This window comes from Subtercola endophyticus (genome assembly GCF_021044565.1).
GTDB lineage: Bacteria > Actinomycetota > Actinomycetes > Actinomycetales > Microbacteriaceae > Subtercola > Subtercola endophyticus.
In genome coordinates this window covers 3,058,692-3,075,820 of the sequence record NZ_CP087997.1, presented here as the reverse complement: position 1 = coordinate 3,075,820, position 17,129 = coordinate 3,058,692, and the positions used below count along the sequence as shown (strand labels likewise).

17 protein-coding genes are annotated in these 17,129 nt (G+C 64.8%); 10 read left to right on the top strand and 7 right to left on the bottom strand.

Annotated elements, in window-relative coordinates; all coding sequences use genetic code 11:
• Window positions 1-58 precede the first annotated feature (58 nt).
• Window positions 59-1,381, bottom strand: coding sequence for a DUF1254 domain-containing protein (locus LQ955_RS14240; RefSeq protein ID WP_231025164.1), 1,323 nt, complete (start codon window positions 1,379-1,381; stop codon window positions 59-61).
• On the opposite strand from LQ955_RS14240, the gene LQ955_RS14235 reads away from it, so the two are divergent.
• Together LQ955_RS14235 and LQ955_RS14230 are read left to right on the top strand one after the other, a co-directional pair.
• Window positions 1,343-1,558: an aldehyde dehydrogenase family protein gene (locus LQ955_RS14235; protein WP_231025163.1), complete on the top strand. Its 216-nt coding sequence runs from the start codon at window positions 1,343-1,345 to the stop codon at window positions 1,556-1,558. The genes LQ955_RS14240 and LQ955_RS14235 overlap by 39 nt on opposite strands.
• Before the next feature lie 148 nt (window positions 1,559-1,706).
• Window positions 1,707-2,147 (top strand): VOC family protein, encoded by a 441-nt coding sequence (locus LQ955_RS14230; protein ID WP_231025162.1) that lies wholly within the window; start codon window positions 1,707-1,709, stop codon window positions 2,145-2,147.
• A gap of 33 nt (window positions 2,148-2,180) precedes the next feature.
• Here the strand turns inward: LQ955_RS14230 and LQ955_RS14225 are convergent, their stop codons facing one another.
• Together LQ955_RS14225 and LQ955_RS14220 are read right to left on the bottom strand one after the other, a co-directional pair.
• Window positions 2,181-3,440, bottom strand: coding sequence for an MFS transporter (locus LQ955_RS14225; protein WP_231025161.1), 1,260 nt, complete (start codon window positions 3,438-3,440; stop codon window positions 2,181-2,183).
• 79 nt (window positions 3,441-3,519) lie between these two features.
• Entirely contained in the window at window positions 3,520-4,305 is a 786-nt protein-coding gene (locus LQ955_RS14220) for an enoyl-CoA hydratase/isomerase family protein (protein ID WP_231025160.1), read from the bottom strand.
• A 76-nt stretch (window positions 4,306-4,381) separates the two neighbouring features.
• Between LQ955_RS14220 and LQ955_RS14215 the strand changes: the two genes are divergently transcribed.
• On the top strand, window positions 4,382-5,098 hold the full coding sequence (locus LQ955_RS14215; RefSeq protein ID WP_231025159.1) for a PaaI family thioesterase: 717 nt from the start codon (window positions 4,382-4,384) through the stop codon (window positions 5,096-5,098).
• 11 nt (window positions 5,099-5,109) lie between these two features.
• Here LQ955_RS14215 and LQ955_RS14210 read toward each other — a convergent pair whose 3' ends face one another.
• A complete protein-coding gene (locus LQ955_RS14210) occupies window positions 5,110-6,588 on the bottom strand; it encodes an aldehyde dehydrogenase family protein (RefSeq protein WP_231025158.1) in 1,479 nt (492 codons plus the stop codon).
• Window positions 6,589-6,744: 156 nt separating this feature from the next.
• Here LQ955_RS14210 and LQ955_RS14205 point away from each other — a divergent pair, with 156 nt between their 5' ends.
• Window positions 6,745-7,830, top strand: coding sequence for a zinc-binding dehydrogenase (locus tag LQ955_RS14205; RefSeq protein WP_231025157.1), 1,086 nt, complete (start codon window positions 6,745-6,747; stop codon window positions 7,828-7,830).
• A gap of 120 nt (window positions 7,831-7,950) precedes the next feature.
• A complete protein-coding gene (locus LQ955_RS14200) occupies window positions 7,951-8,613 on the top strand; it encodes a TetR/AcrR family transcriptional regulator (RefSeq protein ID WP_231025156.1) in 663 nt (220 codons plus the stop codon).
• Here LQ955_RS14200 and LQ955_RS14195 read toward each other — a convergent pair.
• Window positions 8,600-9,388 carry an SDR family NAD(P)-dependent oxidoreductase gene (locus LQ955_RS14195; RefSeq protein ID WP_231025155.1) on the bottom strand — a complete coding sequence of 263 codons (789 nt, stop codon included), beginning with the start codon at window positions 9,386-9,388 and terminating at the stop codon, window positions 8,600-8,602. The two genes, LQ955_RS14200 and LQ955_RS14195, sit on opposite strands and share 14 nt — an antisense overlap.
• Window positions 9,385-10,539, bottom strand: a complete 1,155-nt coding sequence (locus LQ955_RS14190; protein ID WP_231025154.1) for an acyl-CoA dehydrogenase family protein — start codon at window positions 10,537-10,539, stop codon at window positions 9,385-9,387. The genes LQ955_RS14195 and LQ955_RS14190 overlap by 4 nt, the downstream gene beginning before the upstream one ends.
• A gap of 148 nt (window positions 10,540-10,687) precedes the next feature.
• Here LQ955_RS14190 and LQ955_RS14185 point away from each other — a divergent pair, with 148 nt between their 5' ends.
• Window positions 10,688-11,470, top strand: coding sequence for an SDR family NAD(P)-dependent oxidoreductase (locus tag LQ955_RS14185; RefSeq protein WP_231025153.1), 783 nt, complete (start codon window positions 10,688-10,690; stop codon window positions 11,468-11,470).
• Between the two features lie 3 nt (window positions 11,471-11,473).
• On the opposite strand, the gene LQ955_RS14180 is transcribed toward LQ955_RS14185, so the two are convergent.
• On the bottom strand, window positions 11,474-12,439 hold the full coding sequence (locus LQ955_RS14180; protein ID WP_231025152.1) for an alpha/beta fold hydrolase: 966 nt from the start codon (window positions 12,437-12,439) through the stop codon (window positions 11,474-11,476).
• A 78-nt stretch (window positions 12,440-12,517) separates the two neighbouring features.
• On the opposite strand from LQ955_RS14180, the gene LQ955_RS14175 reads away from it, so the two are divergent.
• The 4 genes from LQ955_RS14175 to LQ955_RS14160 all read left to right on the top strand — a co-directional run bounded on the left by LQ955_RS14175 (window position 12,518) and on the right by LQ955_RS14160 (window position 17,113).
• Entirely contained in the window at window positions 12,518-13,696 is a 1,179-nt protein-coding gene (locus LQ955_RS14175) for a 2-hydroxyacyl-CoA dehydratase subunit D (RefSeq protein WP_231025151.1), read from the top strand.
• Between the two features lie 34 nt (window positions 13,697-13,730).
• Window positions 13,731-15,119, top strand: coding sequence for a 2-hydroxyacyl-CoA dehydratase subunit D (locus LQ955_RS14170; RefSeq protein ID WP_231025150.1), 1,389 nt, complete (start codon window positions 13,731-13,733; stop codon window positions 15,117-15,119).
• 11 nt (window positions 15,120-15,130) lie between these two features.
• Entirely contained in the window at window positions 15,131-16,114 is a 984-nt protein-coding gene (locus LQ955_RS14165) for an acyl-CoA dehydratase activase (RefSeq protein ID WP_231025149.1), read from the top strand.
• 66 nt (window positions 16,115-16,180) lie between these two features.
• Window positions 16,181-17,113, top strand: a complete 933-nt coding sequence (locus LQ955_RS14160) for a PaaX family transcriptional regulator (protein WP_231025148.1) — start codon at window positions 16,181-16,183, stop codon at window positions 17,111-17,113.
• Window positions 17,114-17,129: the final 16 nt, after the last annotated feature.

Here is a 17,129-nt window from a genome sequence, read left to right as displayed (position 1 = left end):
GCCCCGCAGCGCCATCGCGGTGCTGCAGCCTCCCGCCTCGACGCGTCGTAGCGCAGGATCACGCCGAAGTCTTCATGACGACGGGTGGAGTCCAGATGCCACTGATGGCTTCTGCTTTCGGGCCGTACAGTCGCATGGTGATTCCGAGCGCGCCGGATTCTGATGTTGGCAGCCAGTTCGATTCGAGGTTCGAACCCGGGTTGGTGTGCTGCAGGTAGATGTCGAGCGACCCGTCGGGGTTGTAGGTGAGCGCGTCTCGATCACCGATCGCGAACCGGTCGAGTTCGTTCGCGACCTGGTAGCCCTCTTCGTCGTACATAGTGATCGACCAGAATGCGAAAACAGGCGGCAGGTCTTTGACGTCGAAGTGGATGACGTAACTGTTTTCGCCGAGAAGTTTGTTGCCGTCGGAATCGGAGATCAGCAGAGGATAGATGGCGTCTTCGACCGGGTTGGCGCCCAGCCCTACAAGGGTGACGATGGAGCGCTTGAGGTAGAAGTTGCCATACACGCCCATCGTGTCCAGGTACGACGTCCAGCCGTTCGCGTGGGTTCCGAGTTTCGGCAGAGTGAGCATGAACTCCTGCTGTGCCGCCTTTGCGCCAGCCTCGAATTCGGCGAGCTGGTCGGCGCTGAAACCGCTGGCGTCGAATGGTTGGCCAGGTACGATTCCGAGGCGGGCGATGCGTGCCATCACGGAGAAGTCCGTCGCGTGTGGGGGGTTCACGGCAAGAATTTTCGCGGCCCAGCCGAAGAACTCGACGGCGCTGAGACTGTTGACGAGTTTCAGCGGCTCCGTTGTCATATCCACGCTCGGATCGACGGTCGGCTCGACGACGCTCGCAGGATCCAGAGCCCGAATGGTGAGCCCGTCTTGCACCGCGTGCACCGCAGTGTAGTCACCGGGACCGTTGGTCTGTGTGCGCCCGATGATCCAGACGTGCGGTGTCGGAGCCTGGATCAGCGTCATGCCATCGGGCACCTCGCCGGCCCAGCCCGGGCCCGCGACGAGAAAATCGGCGGCAGCTGTACCGGTGGTACGTTTGCCGGGATTGGCGAAAACGTCGGTCCACATGTCGAGCATGGGCAGCATGTAGTACCGGTCATTCGTGCCGGGTGCGTGCACGATCTGCGGGCCGTTGGTCAGATCGAGCCACCCGCTCGAGTAGAGCGTGTCGAAGTTCGGGCGCACGACTGACCGGAAATCCGCGCTCGGGAACTCCCGAATGTGCACGAACGTGTTCGCTGGCCCCTTCGCCGCCCCCGTGCGCTCGGCGACGTTCGTGCTCTGCAAGCGCGTGACTTCCATCGTCACCAAGGAGTACAGAAACGTGTACGCCTCGTGGCTGAGCGTCTTGATGTCAGACGAAAGAGTACTCATGAGACCTCCGGCCGCGGTCAGATCAATCGAGACAGCAACACCGCCCCCTCGATCACAACACTATTCCCGTTCGACACCGAAGACGAGGCGGTCGCCGCGGCGAACGACACCTGGGGCGGCCTGTGCGCCTCGGTCTGCACGGCGGATCCCGTAGCGGCTCAGCGGGTGGCTTCGTAGATCGTCACGTGCGCCTCCAAATCGACCGATAGTTTGCCTCCAAATCGACCGATAGAACGCCTCCAAATCGACCGATAGGCTCCACCGGCGGCGGACCGCCGGATTGGCCGTGGCGCCGCAGCCGCTGTTGGCCGCAGCAGAATGGAGCATGGTCACATCGAAGAGGCTGACGCCCGACATTCGCCAGGTCGTCATCGACACCGAAGACGCCCGGGGGCTGGCGGAGTTCTACCGCGAGCTGCTGGGGCTGCGCTACCGAGCGGGAGACGAGCCGCCGACCGACTCATCACCCGACGTGAACGGCGGCGACTGGGTCACGCTGCTCGACCCGGCGAGCAGCTGGCGCTACGCCTTTCAGCAGGTCGCGTACCTGCCAGAACCGACCTGGCCTGAGGGCCCGAGGCCGCAGATGATGCACCTCGACTTCGCGGTCGATACGCCTGCCGAGCTGGCCGAACAGCACGTGAGAGCCGTGGGCCTCGGCGCACGCGTGCTGCAAGACCGGTCGACGGATGCCGAAGAACCGCTTTATGTGTATGCAGACCCGGCCGGGCATCCGTTCTGCATCTTCGTGCGAACGTCGCCCTGAGCGCAGGTGTGCTCGACGCCGACGGACGAGGCGCTACCCCCGCTCGTTCGAACGCACGGAGGCCGTAAGGGCGCCGGACGCACGGCCGCGCAGCGCGAACAGCGCGAGCAATCCGGCGGCGAGAGCGAGGCCGCCGATCATGGCGGCCGTGGCGCCCCATCCGGCCGCGTCGAAGAAGACGCCGCCGAGCCAGCCGAAGAGACTCGAGCCGGCGTAGTAGGCGAGGTTGTAGAGAGAGGATGCCTGAGCCCGGCCGACGGGTGCGGCTGCTGCCGTCCATCCGGAGGCGGTTGCGTGGGCGGCGAAGAACCCGGCTGTCGCGAGAACCAGCCCGGCCAACACCACGGCAAGCACCGGCGTGAGAGTGAGCGCCACGCCCACCACCATGACCCCGATCGACATCAGCAGCACGGGCCAGCGGCCGAGGCGAGCGGCCAGAGCGCCCGCCTGCGGAGCCGACCAGGTGCCGGCCAGATAGGCCACGAAGACCAGGCTCACCACGGCGGGTGGCAGCCAGAAGGGTGCGGCGGCGAGGCGAAAGCCGAGATAGTTGTACAGGGCCACGAATCCACCCATGAGCAGAAAGGCCTGCGCGTACAGCACGAGCTGCCGGGGCGAGCGGAGGTTCGCCCCGAGTCGTTGCCAGAGCGATAGCGAGGTCGGGGCATGCCGCAACGCCGGCGGCACGAAACCACGAGCGGCGGGGGCGAGTCTGATGAACACGATGGCTGAGACCGTGCAGAGCACGGCAACGGTGAACACCCCGAGGCGCCAGCTGAACAGTTCGGCGAGCGGCCCGGCGACAAGTCGGCCGAGCAGCCCCCCGATGGTCGTGCCGGCCACATACGTGCCGGCAGCACGAGCAGCGTGCCCGGGATGAATCTCTTCGCTCAGGTAGGCGATTGCGATCGCGGGCACCCCGCCCACCATCATTCCCTCGAGAAACCGGCCGGCCAGCAACAACTCGACCGTGGGCGCGAACGGCACGAGCAGGCCGAAAGCGGATGCGGCGATGACGGCGAACGACATCGACTTCAGCCGCCCGAACCGATCGGCGGCCACCGACCACGGAATCACGCCGATCGCCAGCCCGATGGTCGCCGCCGAGATCACCAGCGAAGCGGATGCCGCACCGATGTGAAGGTCAGCGGAGATCTGCGGCAGGGCCGACTGAGGCGAGTACAGCTGCGCGAAGGTCGCGATGCCGGCGAAGAAGAGCGCCGCGAGCAGCCGGCGGTAGGCGGAACTGCCCTTTTTGTGCCCGGCCCATTCGTCGACGGGTTCTGCGGGCATGACTCCAGGCTCTCACGAGTCTGGACCTTCGCCGGTCGTGCGCACGCGACCTCGGCCCATCGACCTCGGCGCATCGGCCTCAGCGCATCACCCAGACGGGGCTGCGTTTTTCGCGGAACGCGGCGACCCCTTCTCTCATGTCGGCCGTTCCGAAGGCGTCGGCCAGTTGAGACTGCAGAATCTTCAGAGCCTCTGCGAGAGGCAGATCGCGGGTGACATCGATGGCCTCTTTACCCAGTCGCATGAGAAGAGGAGACTTGGCCGCGATGCGTCGGGCCCAGGCGAGCACTTCGTCGTCGAAGTCGGCATCGGGCACGACCCGGTTGACGAAGCCGATCTCGCGACCCTCGGCCGCGGTGACGAGGTCTCCGATCATCATCAATTCGTTCGCCTTCATGCGGTCGATGTTGCGGTAGATCAGCGCCGAGATCATGAAGGGAAAAACTCCGACATTGATCTCGGGGCAGCCGAATTTCGCTGACTCCTTCGCGATGACGAGGTCGCAGGCCAGCGCCAGGCCGAAGGCGCCGGCGAGAACGTCGCCGTTCGCCGCACAGATCACCGGTTTGCCGAGCGAGCCGAGAAGGGTGAAGAGACGGGGAAAGCGGCCGAGCCCTTCGTATTTCTCGGTGACGGGTCGATCGTCGGCGAAGGCCTTGAGGTCTCCGCCGGCCGAGAAAACGCGGTCGTGCGACGAACGGATGACGACCACCCGCACCTCGTTGTCGTCGCGGGCCGCCTCGAGGGCCGCAAGCAGCTGGTCGACGAGTGCGTCGCTCAGCGCATTGCGCGTCGCGGGGCTGTCGAGAACGACGACGGCGATGCCCGGATCCGGCCGATCGGTGCGAACAAGGGTGTCGGTCATGATCTCTCCATCGTCGATCAGGTGCTCATCATTTGGTCTGACCATTGTAGTGTGAAGTCCAAAGAAGGGGATGATCGTGGCAGAAGATCCACCAGAGAACGTGAGCAGCAGTCCATCGTCGGCCTTCGAGCAGAACCGGGCATCGCTGGCGGCGCTCGGCAGTGCTCTGCGCGAGGTCGGGGCAGCGCTCGCCGCAACCGACGTCGATTCTGGGCAACTCGACCGCGCCGCCGCGCTGGCCCGCGAGATCACTGCGATCGTCGGGGCGAAGAGGCGGTCGATCTGGGAGGTTCCCTCGGTCGACGACATGGCCCGGGGCATCCGCTATTTCAACCCCGTTACGGGGCTCGGCAGCCCGGCCTCCCCGCCCATCGTCTTCGAACACACCAGCAGCGGCGTCGTGGCGCGCGCGATTCTCGACCGCCGTTTCGAGGGGCCGCCCGCGCATCTGCACGGGGGAGTCTCCGCGTTGATACTCGACTCTGTTCTGGCTCAGGCGGCGACACAGGCCGACCGGTGGGGAATGACCGCCTACCTCAACGTCACCTATCTTTCTGCGCTGCCGCTCGAGGTCGAACTCGTGTTTCGCTCGCACATCGTGTCGACGTCGGGGCGCAAGACGGTCGTGAAGGGCACCATTGTGGTGGCTTCTGCTCCCGAGGTCGTCTGCGTCGAGGCCGAGGCGCTGTTCATCGAGCCGAGTGCCGAGAAGAAGGGCGTCTACTTCTCGAAACTCACTGACGCTCACGGTGCCGCTCAGGGGCCGGGATTCGGCTCCCGCTCGGCACCGTGAACGCGCTGCGCCTACTTCAGGTACACCCGGAAGGCGTCGGCGGAGTCGGAGACGACTTGGCCGATGACGGCCTGGAACTGGTCGTCGAGCAGCGCGCGGCCGATCAACCCGTCTGCAATACCGCGCTCTTGGGTCACATTGGCCACGGTGCGCTTGTGGGTGAAGGTGTCGAAGCCGTTCTTTCCGTGGTACGAGCCGGAGCCGGAATTACCGGATCCGCCGAAGGGCGCTTCGGGTAGAAAGGCGTGCACGATGCCGTCGTTGAGAGTGACTCCGCCGCTGTTCGTTCTGTCGAGGAAGGTGCGGAAGTCAGCATCGTCTTTGCCGTACCAGTACGAGCCGAGCGGTGTCGGCCGAGCCTGCAAGTACGAGATGACCTCTTCGAGATCGGTATACACGTAGATCGGCAGAATCGGGCCGAAGATCTCTTCGTCGGCGATGGTCGCCGTTTCGGGCACGTCGAGTAACAGGGTCGGGGCGATGCGCCGGGTCGCGCGATCGGGCAGGGAGTCGAGTTCGTTCTCGGGAGCGATGACGATCTTCGTCGCCCCCTTCGCGACGGCGTCGTCGACCAACCCCACCACGCGGTCGAAATTGCGCTCGTTCACGATGGCGACGACGCCGGGGTTTTCGAGAAAGTCGGGGAACAGGGCCTCGAATTCGGTGCGGAGCGCGGCGATCAGCTCGTCTTTGCGGTCGGCCGGAACGAACACGAAGTCGGGGCAGAGGCAGATCTGCCCGCTGTTGAGGGCTCTCGTGCCGGCGATGCGGTGCGCGGCGAGTTCCAGGTCTGCATTCGGAGCGACGATGATGGGATTCTTGCCGCCGAGCTCGAGCGTCACCGGAACGAGATTCTTCGCGGCGGCCTGCGCCACCAGGCTGCCGACGGTGGGAGAGCCGGTGAAGAACAGGTGATCCAGCTGCAGTTCGGCGAATGCCCTCGCGGTGGCCAAGTCGCCCGTGATGAGGGCGAATTCCGATTCGTCGAAGCGTTCGCTGAAGATGTCGGAGAGAAGGCGGCCGGTGCGCACGTGGAACTCCGAGAAATTCAGCATGACCCGGTTTCCTGCAGCCAGAGCGGCCATGGCCGGTTCGAAGGCGAGGATGATCGGAAAATTCCAGGCACCGATGACGCCAACTACGCCCTTCGGCTTCTGCTGCACGAATCCGCCCGGAATGTCGATGGGCTTCATCCACTCGTCGAGTGAGGCGAGAGTCGCCTGCACGTCGGGCACCCACGAAGTGGCCTCGAACGCCTTCGTGAGCTCAGGCGGCCGAAAGCCGTAGTCCTGGCTGAGGGCCGCGGCGATCTCGTCGATGTTCTCGAGGATGGCCAGGGCCATTCGGCTCACCCGGTCTTTGCGCACCTCGGCACTCACGGCGCCCTCGGCGAGGAACGAGCGGCGCTGAAGCGAGAGGATGCGCTGCAGCTCTTCTCGCGAGACGTGTTGCGGCTCGAACAGATCGAGGGTGGGAGTTTCAATAGACATCGTGTTCTCTCCAATCAGCGCCCGAGCTCCGATGCCCGGGCGATGTTGTTCGAAAGTGTAGGCCGCGAGCTTCGCCGTGCCAAGGGTGTTGTGAACACTAGTTCATAACATTGTGTACGGTGGTTCAAGAAATGCACTCAACGGAGAGGGAACATCATGAAAGCAGTTGTCGTCGACACCTTCGGTGGCGGATTCCACACAGAAGAGATCACGATCGACGATCCGATCGGGCTGGAGGTGCTGGTCGAGGTGAAGGCCTCTGGGCTCTGCCACAGCGACATGAGCGTGGCGAACTACGACCTCGGTTACCCGGTGCCCGCCGTGTTCGGTCACGAATTGGCGGGTGTTGTCACGAAAATCGGCCCCGACGTGACCGATTTCGCGGTGGGAGATCACGTGGTCGGCTCGTTGATTCAGTACTGCGGTCGGTGCAACAACTGTCTGGCCGGTCGCAGCTTTCAGTGTCTGCACCCGGAGGCGACCGTGCGCACGCCCGAGCAGCCGCCGCGACTCAAGCGCGAGGGCGCCGATGTCACCCAGGGCTTCGGCCTCGGTGCGTTCGCTCAGCAGGCGCTTGTGCACTCCAACCAGCTCGTGAAGATCGCCGCTGAGATGCCCTTTCCGCAGGCCGCGCTTCTGGGCTGCGGCGGCCTCACCGGCACGGGTGCCGTCTTGAATACCGCTGATGTGCAGCCCGGCCAGAGCGTTGTGATCGTCGGCGCAGGGGGCGTGGGTCTGCACGCCATCAACGGCGCTGTCGTGGCGGGTGCCTCACCGATCATCGTCATCGATGTCGCAGCAGAGAAGCTCGAGAAGGCGACACGGTTCGGTGCCACCCATGTGATCGATTCCCGCTCGGTCGACGCGGTCGAGGCGGTGAAGCAGATCGTGCCGGGCGGCGTCGATTACGTCTTCGATTTCGTGGGCATCGGCGCAGTTCAAGAGCAGGGCGTGGCGATGCTGGCCAAGGGTGGCGGCCTCTATGTGATCGGAGTGACGCCTGGCCAGACGATGACGGTCGACGGTTACGATCTGCTGCAAGGCCAGAAGACCATCACAGGCATCTACATGGGCTCTGGAACGCTGCGACACGACGTGCCGACGTATGTCGACATGTATCTCGCCGGCAAGATTCAGCTCGACGGTCTCGTGTCACGCGAGATCTCCCTCGACCAGGTCGTCGAGGGTTACGAAATGCTGAAAGATCCGTCTGTGGCGCGAGTCGTCATCACCTCGTTCTGATCATGCGAGGGCACCGGGTGGTTGTTCACCGCTCGGTGCCCTCCAGCCGGTGCCCTCCAATCGGTGCTCTCCAGTCGGTGCCCTCCAGGTCTGTATGCCCGCACGCCCTAGGCTCTAGAGGTGAGTTCCTCTGAACCGACGACCATCGAGAGTGTCAGGCGCACGCACGAAGCGTCGCGCGACCCTCGGGTCTACCGCACTCGGGCGAAGATCTTCAGCGCGGTCGAGCTGCTCATCGCGCAGTCTCCAGAGAGCATCTCGGTGGCCGACATCGTTCGGCAGGCCGGTATCTCGAAGACATCGTTCTATACCCACTTCTCGAGCTTCGACGATCTGGCCTTGCAGGTCGTCGAGCGGGCATACGAGCATTTGCGTGACATCAATCGGCGCCTCGCTGCGGCGCCGGACTTCGAGCCGGCCTCGATCGTGCGGGAGTCGTATGAGCGGCTGATCCGGCACTACATCGAACACCGTACGTTCTACGTCGCCGTGCTGGCGCTTCCCCTTTCGCGCGAGGTTCATACCAACGCGGTTCGGGCGATGGCGGCCGACATCGAGCCGTGGATCGCCGGGCATCCGAATCTGCCGACGTCGATTCGGCCTCATCTGGCTGCGAGCCTCATCTCGAGTGCCGTCGTCGGGTTTCTCGACGAGTGGCTCGAAAGCGACTTCGAGGCCACCGCCGACGAACTGCTCGAGCATCTGCTGCAGTTGCTGCCGGCGTGGTACACCGGGCGCGACCAACCACCTGTCGTCGACGAAGCCGAGGTCACGCCGCGCTGATTCCGCCGTTCACGCTGATCGCCTGACCGGTAAGCCGCCGGGCCGCGGGGCTGGCCAGAAAGACCACCAGATCGCCCAGATCGTTCGCGTCGGGTACGCCCAGGTGCGCCTGTTCTGCTGCTTTGGCGAAGAGTTTCGCGCTGAATCCGTCGCCGGTGATGCGAGCGGTGGATGCTGTGCCGTGCACGAGCGACGGGGTCAGCACGTTCGCCCGAATGCCATTGCGTTTTGCTTCGATGGCGATCGTACGGGTGAACATGATGATGGCAGCCTTACAGGCGCCGATGATCGTCTCGCCGGGCGTCGCCGTCTTGCCGGCGTCGGAGGCGACCGTGATGATCACCCCGCCGCGCCGCTCGACCATGTAGGGCATGACCTCGCTCACCAGCTGCATGGGAGGCAGCAACATCTCGTGCAGAATGCCGCCGATAGATTCGGTCGGAATATCGCGGAACAGGTCGGGTCTATTCTCGGCCACGGTCGACACCACCAGAATGTCGATGCCGCCGAGCAATGCCTCGGCCTCGCGGGTGATGCGGGCGGCCTCAGCGGCGCTGGTGGCGTCGCCCTGAACGAAGTGCACCGTCGCGCCGGTCTGGGCCAGGCGCGCCCGGGCCTCTTCACCGCGCTCGACGTTGCGAGCGACGATCACGATTCGGCGCACACCGCCCAGGGCGAGCTTTTCGGCAGAGGCGTAGCCGATGCCCGCCGACCCACCGACCACCAATGCGCCGCTTTCGGCGAGCGACTTCGGTTCGGGCAGAGGCCCGGTCACAGCGACACCGTCTTTCTGGCCAGAATCTCTTTGGAGATGATGCCCTTCTGAATCTCGGCCGTGCCGTCGGCCACGAGGTAAGCCATCACGTCGCGAAAGCGCTGCTGCAAGGGAAACTCGGCCGAATACCCGAGGTTGCCGTGGATCTTCATCGAGGCCTCGATGGCGTCTTTCGCGACCACCGGAGCCCACCATTTGCTCATCGAGGCGAGCGAGGTGTGCGGGCGGTCTTGCTGCCTCAACCACAGCGCGCGGTAGCAGACCCACCGTGCACCCTCGATGTACGTCGCTTGTTCGGCGAGCGGAAACGAGACGCCCTGGTATTCCGAGATCGGCTTGCCGAAAGTGCTGCGCTGGGTCGCATAGAGGGCGGCTTCTTCGAGGCTCTGCTCTGCTGCACCCAGACACATCAGGCCGATGGCGGCACGGCTGAAGTCGAAGTGATTCATGGCCACCTGAAACCCGCGCCCCTCCTCGCCGATCAGGTGACTGTCGGGCACGAAGACGCCGTCGAGCGTGATCGAGCCCCAGCCCAGCGGAAGACAGCCCATGCCGATCATGTGCCGAACGGCCACGCCCTCAGAGGCCAGGTCGACGACGAAACAGCTCACTCCGCTCGATCTGGTCGTACCCTCTTCTCTGGCGTAGATGAGGGCGGCCGAAGCGCTCATGGCCCAGCTGATGGCCGTCTTCTCGCCGTTGAGCAGCCAGCCGCCGGCAACCCGCCTGGCCGTCGTTCGAAGCGCGCTCGCGTCAGAGCCCGACTCCGGCTCGGTCAGCGCGATCGCGAGATTCTCTTCGCCGGCGATCACCGGCGGCAGGTAGCGCTGCTGAACCTCTTCGGTGCCGTGCAGCAGCTGTGCCCCCACCAGACCCACCTGAATGGGAGCCGAGGCGAGGTTCACGTCGCCGTAGGCCAGAGCCTCCGAAGCGATGCCGAGCAGCACGGGATCGTCTTCTCCGGTGCCCCCGAATCGTTCGGGCAGCCCGATGCCGAGCACGCCGAGATCGCCGATCTTCTTCAGCAGTGCAAAGGGGAATTCCGAACTCGCGGAACGCGCGGTGTAGCCGGGCAGCAGCTCCCTTCGGGCGAAGGTAGAGAGAGTCTTCTGAAATTCCTCGTGGTCTTCAGAGAAGCTGAAATCGAGCATGTGTGCGTGTCCCACAAACGACGGTCTGGCGCGCGACGGTGCGCGACAGGTCTATTATCTCCTATTGGTAGAATATACAAAAAGGTCAGGCCAAAAACGCAGACCTTTGCTCGCCCGACAGTGTCGCCGTTTCGAGAAGAGAGAACCGATGCCCGTAGTCCGCACGTACAAAGAAGCTGCCGTCGTCATAGCGGGGGGCTCGAGTGGTGTCGGTTTCGCCTCGGCAACGGGATTCCTCGACGCCGGCGTGACGCGCCTCGCCCTACTGTCGCGTTCGCCGGAGCGCGGGCTTTCGGCCCGGGATCGCCTGCGTGAGCGCTGCCCCGACGCCACCATCGAGTTCGTTCCGCTCGATGTCGACGATCTCGACCAGGTCTCGCGGGCGGTCGAGAAGGCGCACACCGCCCTCGGCTCCATCGACGTGCTGCTGAGCTCGGTCACGGCTCAATACCGGCCCGAGCTGTTGCACCGCATCGACCCGAGCGATATCGCGCGCATCCTGACCGCTCAAGCGCTGCCGCCCATGTATCTGACGCGTACGGTGCTGCCGATCATGCAGGAGCAGGGCGGCGGCAGCATCGTGCTGGTGGCCTCCGATGCGGCGAAGGTTGCGACACCGGGTGAATCGGTGCTGGGCGCGGCCATGGCCGCGATCGTGATGTTCGCGCGAACGGTGGCCATCGAGGCCAAGCGCAACGGCGTGCGCGTCAATGCGGTGACCCCCTCGCTCATCGCCGGCACCGCGACGGCCGAGCGTGTGCTCACCGACGGATTCAGCAAGGCGCTCTTCGAGAAGGCGGCGAAGCTCGCCCACCTGGGCGTGGCAGAGGCCGAAGATCTCGCGGCGCTCGTCGTCTTTCTGGGCGGGCCGGCCGCGGCCAAGATCACCGGGCAGGCGATCAGCGTGAACGGCGGAATCTCGGCGAGCTGAGGCTCACTCGCAGGCAGCGACGGCCGCTCGCGCCTTCTCGGCGTCCCACGCCGCAAAGGCGGTGCGGATGCCCGTGACCAGCGCCAGCGGTTGGTCGAGCATGGGCGCGTGACCCGCCTGCGGCAGCTCCACGAAGCTGGCTCCCGCTCGCTCGACGATGGCCCGTACCGACGAACTCACGACGCCGTACTCCGCACGAAAGTAGGCGAGCCGGGCATCCATCGTGGTGAATTGCGCGGCGGTGAGGTGATCGCCGGCGAGAATGGTGCTGTCGAACTTCCAGCTCCAGCCCTCGGGGGTTTCGACCACGGAGGCTGCGGCGATGTAGTCGGAGACGAAGGTGAGCGACTCCTGCGGCGGCACGGGCCGGAAGCGGGCGATCGTCTCAGCCGCGCTCGGGTAGAACTTTCTCTTCACCTCTGACAGGCCGCGCGCTTCGACAGGAACCTTCGAGCCGAAGACGCCGACGGGCGAATCGATGACGATCGCCTCGTGTACCGGTGAAGATGCCAGCTTGGCGACCTCGAGAGTGACCAGCCCGCCCAAGCTGTGCCCGACGACGGTGTACCCGGGTTCGAACCCGTTTGCTTCGGCGACGGCGACGACCTCGGCCACCCAGGTCGGCACGTCGTACGTGGCGCGGTGGTCGCTCTCGCCGTGACCCGAGAGATCGAGTGCGACGACTCTGTTCTCGGTGGCGAGCAAGGGGGCAATGTGATCCCACCAGCGCGAATGTGCCGCTCCGCCGTGCACGAGTACGACGTTGCGCTTGCCTGCCGTGCCCCAGGAGCGGTAGCGGATTCGTGCGTCGCGCACCCCGACTTCGCCGGTGGTGGGAATCGTTTCGATGGCAGTCGTGAACCACTGTGGCACGGCGGTGGCGGCTTCGACGGTCGGGGTCATGGGCGGGTTCCTTGTCGCATCCAGCAGATTAATAGTCGACAGAACAAGAAACTTACTTCCCGTCATTGACTTATGTTCTTCCGTCAACAATCATAGTTGACGTGCGATAGCGCGCGATATTCAACGACGATGAGGGGCAGATCGATGCACGAACTTGAGTCGGTCGCCTTCTCGGTGCTCGAGACGGTCGCCGCCGATCCCGTGGGCTACGCGGTCGAGTGGAAGCGCCGCACCGGCCGCCCGGTCGTCGGGTCGTTTCCGATGAACTTTCCCTCGGAGATCGTGCACGCCACGGGCGCACTGCCCGTCATCGTGCAAGAGAGCCGCACCCCGATCACCGAAGGTCGCAGCCTGCTGCCCGAGTTCTACTGCAGCTATACCCGCAGTGTCGCCGATCAGGCGGCGGTCGGTGAACTCGACGTGTTCGACGCCTTCGTTCTCGCCGACCACTGCGTTCAGCTGCTCGGTGCCGCCGACGTGATCCGGTGGGCGAAGCCCGAGAAGCCGATGCACTTCGCTCAGTTCATCAGTTCGATGGACGACCCGTGGAGCGGCGCCCAGGTCAGAGACAAGGTCGCCTCGCTGCGAGTCGAGGTCGAAGAGATCGTCGGAGTGACGGTGACTCCCGAAGCGCTGCGGGCGAGCATCCGCGCATTCAACGTGAACCGGCACCTGCTCAGGCGCTTCTACGAGCTTCGCAAGACCGGGCGGCTGCGAGTCTCTGCTCGCCAGCTGCAGGTGCTCGTGAAGTCGAGCATGGTGATGGAGATCACCGAACACACGGAGCTGCTCGAGAGCATTCTCAGTGGACTCGAGCTGCCGAGCGAGCCGCCGGACTCGCTGGTGCGCCTGCACCTCTCGGGGCACTTCTGCGCGCCGCCCCGGCCCGAACTTCTCGACCTCATCGAAGAGTGCGGCGTGCTCGTCGTCAACGACGATCTCTATCACGGCACGCGGTACATCTCGACCGACGTTCCCGAAGACGGCGATCCGTTCGATGCTCTCGCCACCTGGTATCTAGACCGCAACGTCTCCGCCCCGTGCGGAACCCGGGTTCAGCGCAACGTCGACTGGGACAGCTATCTCGTCGACAGTCTCGACGACAGCGGTGCAGACGGGGTCATCACGCTGATGGCCAAGTTCTGCGAGCCGCTGATGCTCTACTACCCCGAGCTGCGCAAGGTTCTGGATGCCCGTGACATTCCTGTTCTGCTGATTGAGACAGAGCACGAGGGGTTGGCTGCGGAATCGATCAGAACCCGGGTCGAGACGTTCGTAGAACGGATTCGGCGCCAGAAGCTCAAGGTTCCGACCCTCGCCTGACCCTGCAGCGACACCGATCATTAAGGATCACGACATGACACTCGATCTCTCGCTTTCGACGAAGCAGTCGCTCGACCTCTCGCCCACCCGAACACGCACGCTCGAGGTGGTCGACAAATCGAACCGGCTGAAGAGCACAAGCCTCGGCGGCAAGATGGTGGCCGAGTACTGGGACAACATCTTCACCGCCAAAGAGCGCGGCAAGCACGTGGTCTGGTACAACGGCACCGCGCTCAACCCGATCTTCCAGGCCGCCGGCCTGGAGTGGTGCCACGGCGAAGCGTTTTCCGCTCGCCTCGCGGCCATGCACTTGGAGGGCCCTGCGCAGCAGGCCGGCGAGGAGTACGGCTACATCGCCGAGCTGTGTTCCTACGCCCGTACCCACCTGGGCTGCGCCGTGATGACGCAGAAGGGCATCACCGAGAAGCAGTCCGGAATCGTGGGCATGGTCGATCAGGACCAACTCGCCTCGAAGCTCCCGTCTCCCGACTTCTTCGTGAACGCCTACGCCGGTTGCAGCACCGGTCAGCAGTGGGACGCGATGACGTACCGCGTGTTCGGCAAAGACTTTCCGATCTTCAACGTGTCGCTTCCCATGATCTGGGGCAACAAGAAAGATTCCGGATACCTGCGCGGTACCGAGTGGGAGAAGACGCCGCTCTACGTCGAAGAGCAGCTCAAGAAGCTGATCGAGTTCATCGAGTACCAGACCAAGAAGCCGTTCGACTGGGACGCGCTGAGCGAAAACATGTCGTACATCAAGCGGGCCTCCGAACTGCGGCTGGAGGCGATGGCGCTGTGCGCCGCGGCGCCGACCCCCGCCACGTACTGGGACTGGGTGGCGAGCATCGCGCCCATCAACTTCTTGCCGGCGAACCAGCTGCTCGTGGACTACTTTCAGGCGGTGAAAGACGAGATTCAGCAGCGCATCGTCAACAACATCTCTGCGGTGCAGAACGAGCGCTATCGGGTCTACTTCGACGGCATCATGAACTGGAACAAGCTCGGCTTTCTCACCCGCAAGTTCGCCGAGTTCGACGTCGCCGTGGTGGCGGGCCGGTACACCCACGACTCGTTCTGGCAAGAGCCCCAGCTGATCGACCTCGACCGGCCGCTGCTCGGCATGGCTCAGCACTACCTCATCTGCCCCATCAACCACGGGCTGAAGATCATGGAGGAGCTCCTGCTGAAGCGGTGCGATGAATACGCCATCGACGGCATCGCGTTCCACTCCACCCGTACGTGCCGCGCCATGACGAATCCGCAGCACATTCTCGCCAGAACGGCCGAGCGCGACCGCGGTATCAAGTCGTTCTCGTTCGAGGGCGACGTCGCCGACGCCGCGTTCTACAAAGACGAGTCGCTGGAGAGCGGCCTGGTCGCCATGCTCGAGTCGATCGACCAGCAGCGGGCGAAGGTCTAGGAGAAGCGATCATGGCGGAGAGCAATGCGGCTGAATGGTTCGTGATGGGAGTCGATCTCGGGTCGACGACAGCCAAGGCTGTCATCGTGAACAGCGCCGGCGACATGGTGTCGTCGCGCGTCGTGCAGATGGGTGCCGTGAGCCGTGAGGGCGTGCGCGTCGCGATGGAGGCGGTGCTCGCTGAAGCGCAGCTTCGGCCCGAAGACATCGTTCGAACGATCAGCACCGGTTACGGCCGCCGCTTGGTGCCGGGCGCCGACAAGATGTTCACCGAGATCACCTGTCACGCTCGGGGCGCTGCGGCATTGTCGCCCGGGGTACGCCTCGTCATCGACATCGGCGGCCAAGACAGCAAAGCCATCGCGGTCGACGACGAAGGCCTGGTCGACCGATTTGCGCTGAACGACCGGTGCGCGAGCGGCACGGGGCGGTTCTTCGATGTGCTCAGCCGTGCGCTCGAGGTCGACCTGCCCGAGGTGGCGCAACTCGCGCTCGACGGCAGCACAGACCTCGAGGTGAGCAGCATGTGCGCGACGTTCGCCGAGACGGAAGTCATCTCGTTGCTCGCTCAGGGGGCCGATAAGGCCGACATCTCGGCCTCCGTGCATCGAGCGGTGGCCGGGCGCACGCTCGGTCTGATCGCCCAGGTGGGTAAGGCGAGTCCGGTCGTGATGACCGGCGGAGTGGCGAAGAATCCCGCGCTCATCAAGTTTCTCTCAGAGGCGCTTCGGCAGCCGATCGAAGTGCTCGACGATCCGCAGATCGCCGGCGCCCTGGGTGCGGCGCTGATCGCGCGCGACGAGCATCTGGGCACTCTGTCGAAAGCCATCGCCGACGTCGACACGGAGCGGCAGCTCGTCGCGGCGCAATCTGCCGGCGCACCGCACTGCGCGGACTGTGACGGCCACCTCGACACGCACGAGCATCGACCTGTCTCGGTCATCTTGCAGTTGAACCACCTCGTCGGGGCGGGTCTGCGACCGGAGGGCCAGTAGCGCTTTATCTCTCGTGCAGAATGGATGAAGCGGCCCTCGAGCCGACATTCGGCAGAGAGGTGGCGCATGACGGCGGCAGCAGCGACATCGGCGGCGGCGACACCAGACGCGGCGACACCAGACGCGGCGACATCAGCGGAGACGCCGGCGACGGCGACCGCACCGCGTGAGCGCAAGGGCGGCCACGCCGATCTGACCCGCGGTAGTGCACGGTCTCTGTTGTTGACCATTCTCGGCGAACTCGTCTGGCACAGCGGCGAGCCCGCCCGCACGTCGGCCTTGCTCTATGCCATGAACGGTGTCGGAATCGAGGAGCGCACGGCGCGGCAGGCCATCGTGCGCGGCTCGGATTCGGGCTGGATCCAGGCGCACCGGCACGGCCGTGAAGTGAGCTGGACCCTCAGTCCCTCGCTGGTGCAGACCTTCGCCGAGGGCTCGCGCCGCGTCGCGTCGTTGAGCGACCCGTTCGACTCGTGGGACGGCCGCTGGCTCGTTCTGCTGGTGACCGTGCCTCAGGCTCTGCGCGCCAACCGGAAGCGCCTGTACAGCGATCTGGAGTGGGCCGGCTTCGGCAATCCCTCTGCCGGAGTCTGGCTCAGCCCGCACACCGAGCGCCGCGATCAGGTGGCCGCCGTGATCGACCGGCTCGGCCTGACAGAAGAGACGATGTCGTTTCTCGGTACGGCCGATTCTGTGGGCCTCACCGAGCCCGACATTGTGCGGCGCGGCTGGGATCTCGACGCGGTAGCCGAAGACTACGAGGCCGTGCTCGAAGAGTTTCGCGACCCGAATCCGCAGCCGGGAGACGATCAGCTCTTCACGCACATTCGTATACTGAGCGAGCTGCAGCGCTTTCCCTTCTCCGACCCGCAACTCCCCGAGGCCCTGCTGCCCGACTGGGTCGGCCGACGCACTGCGCGTCACCTTCAGGCGCTGCGCGCGAGCTGGGCGGCAGACGTCGCCGAGCAGTGGCAGAGAATCAATTCGCCGAACCGCTGAGCAACGTGCGCCGTCG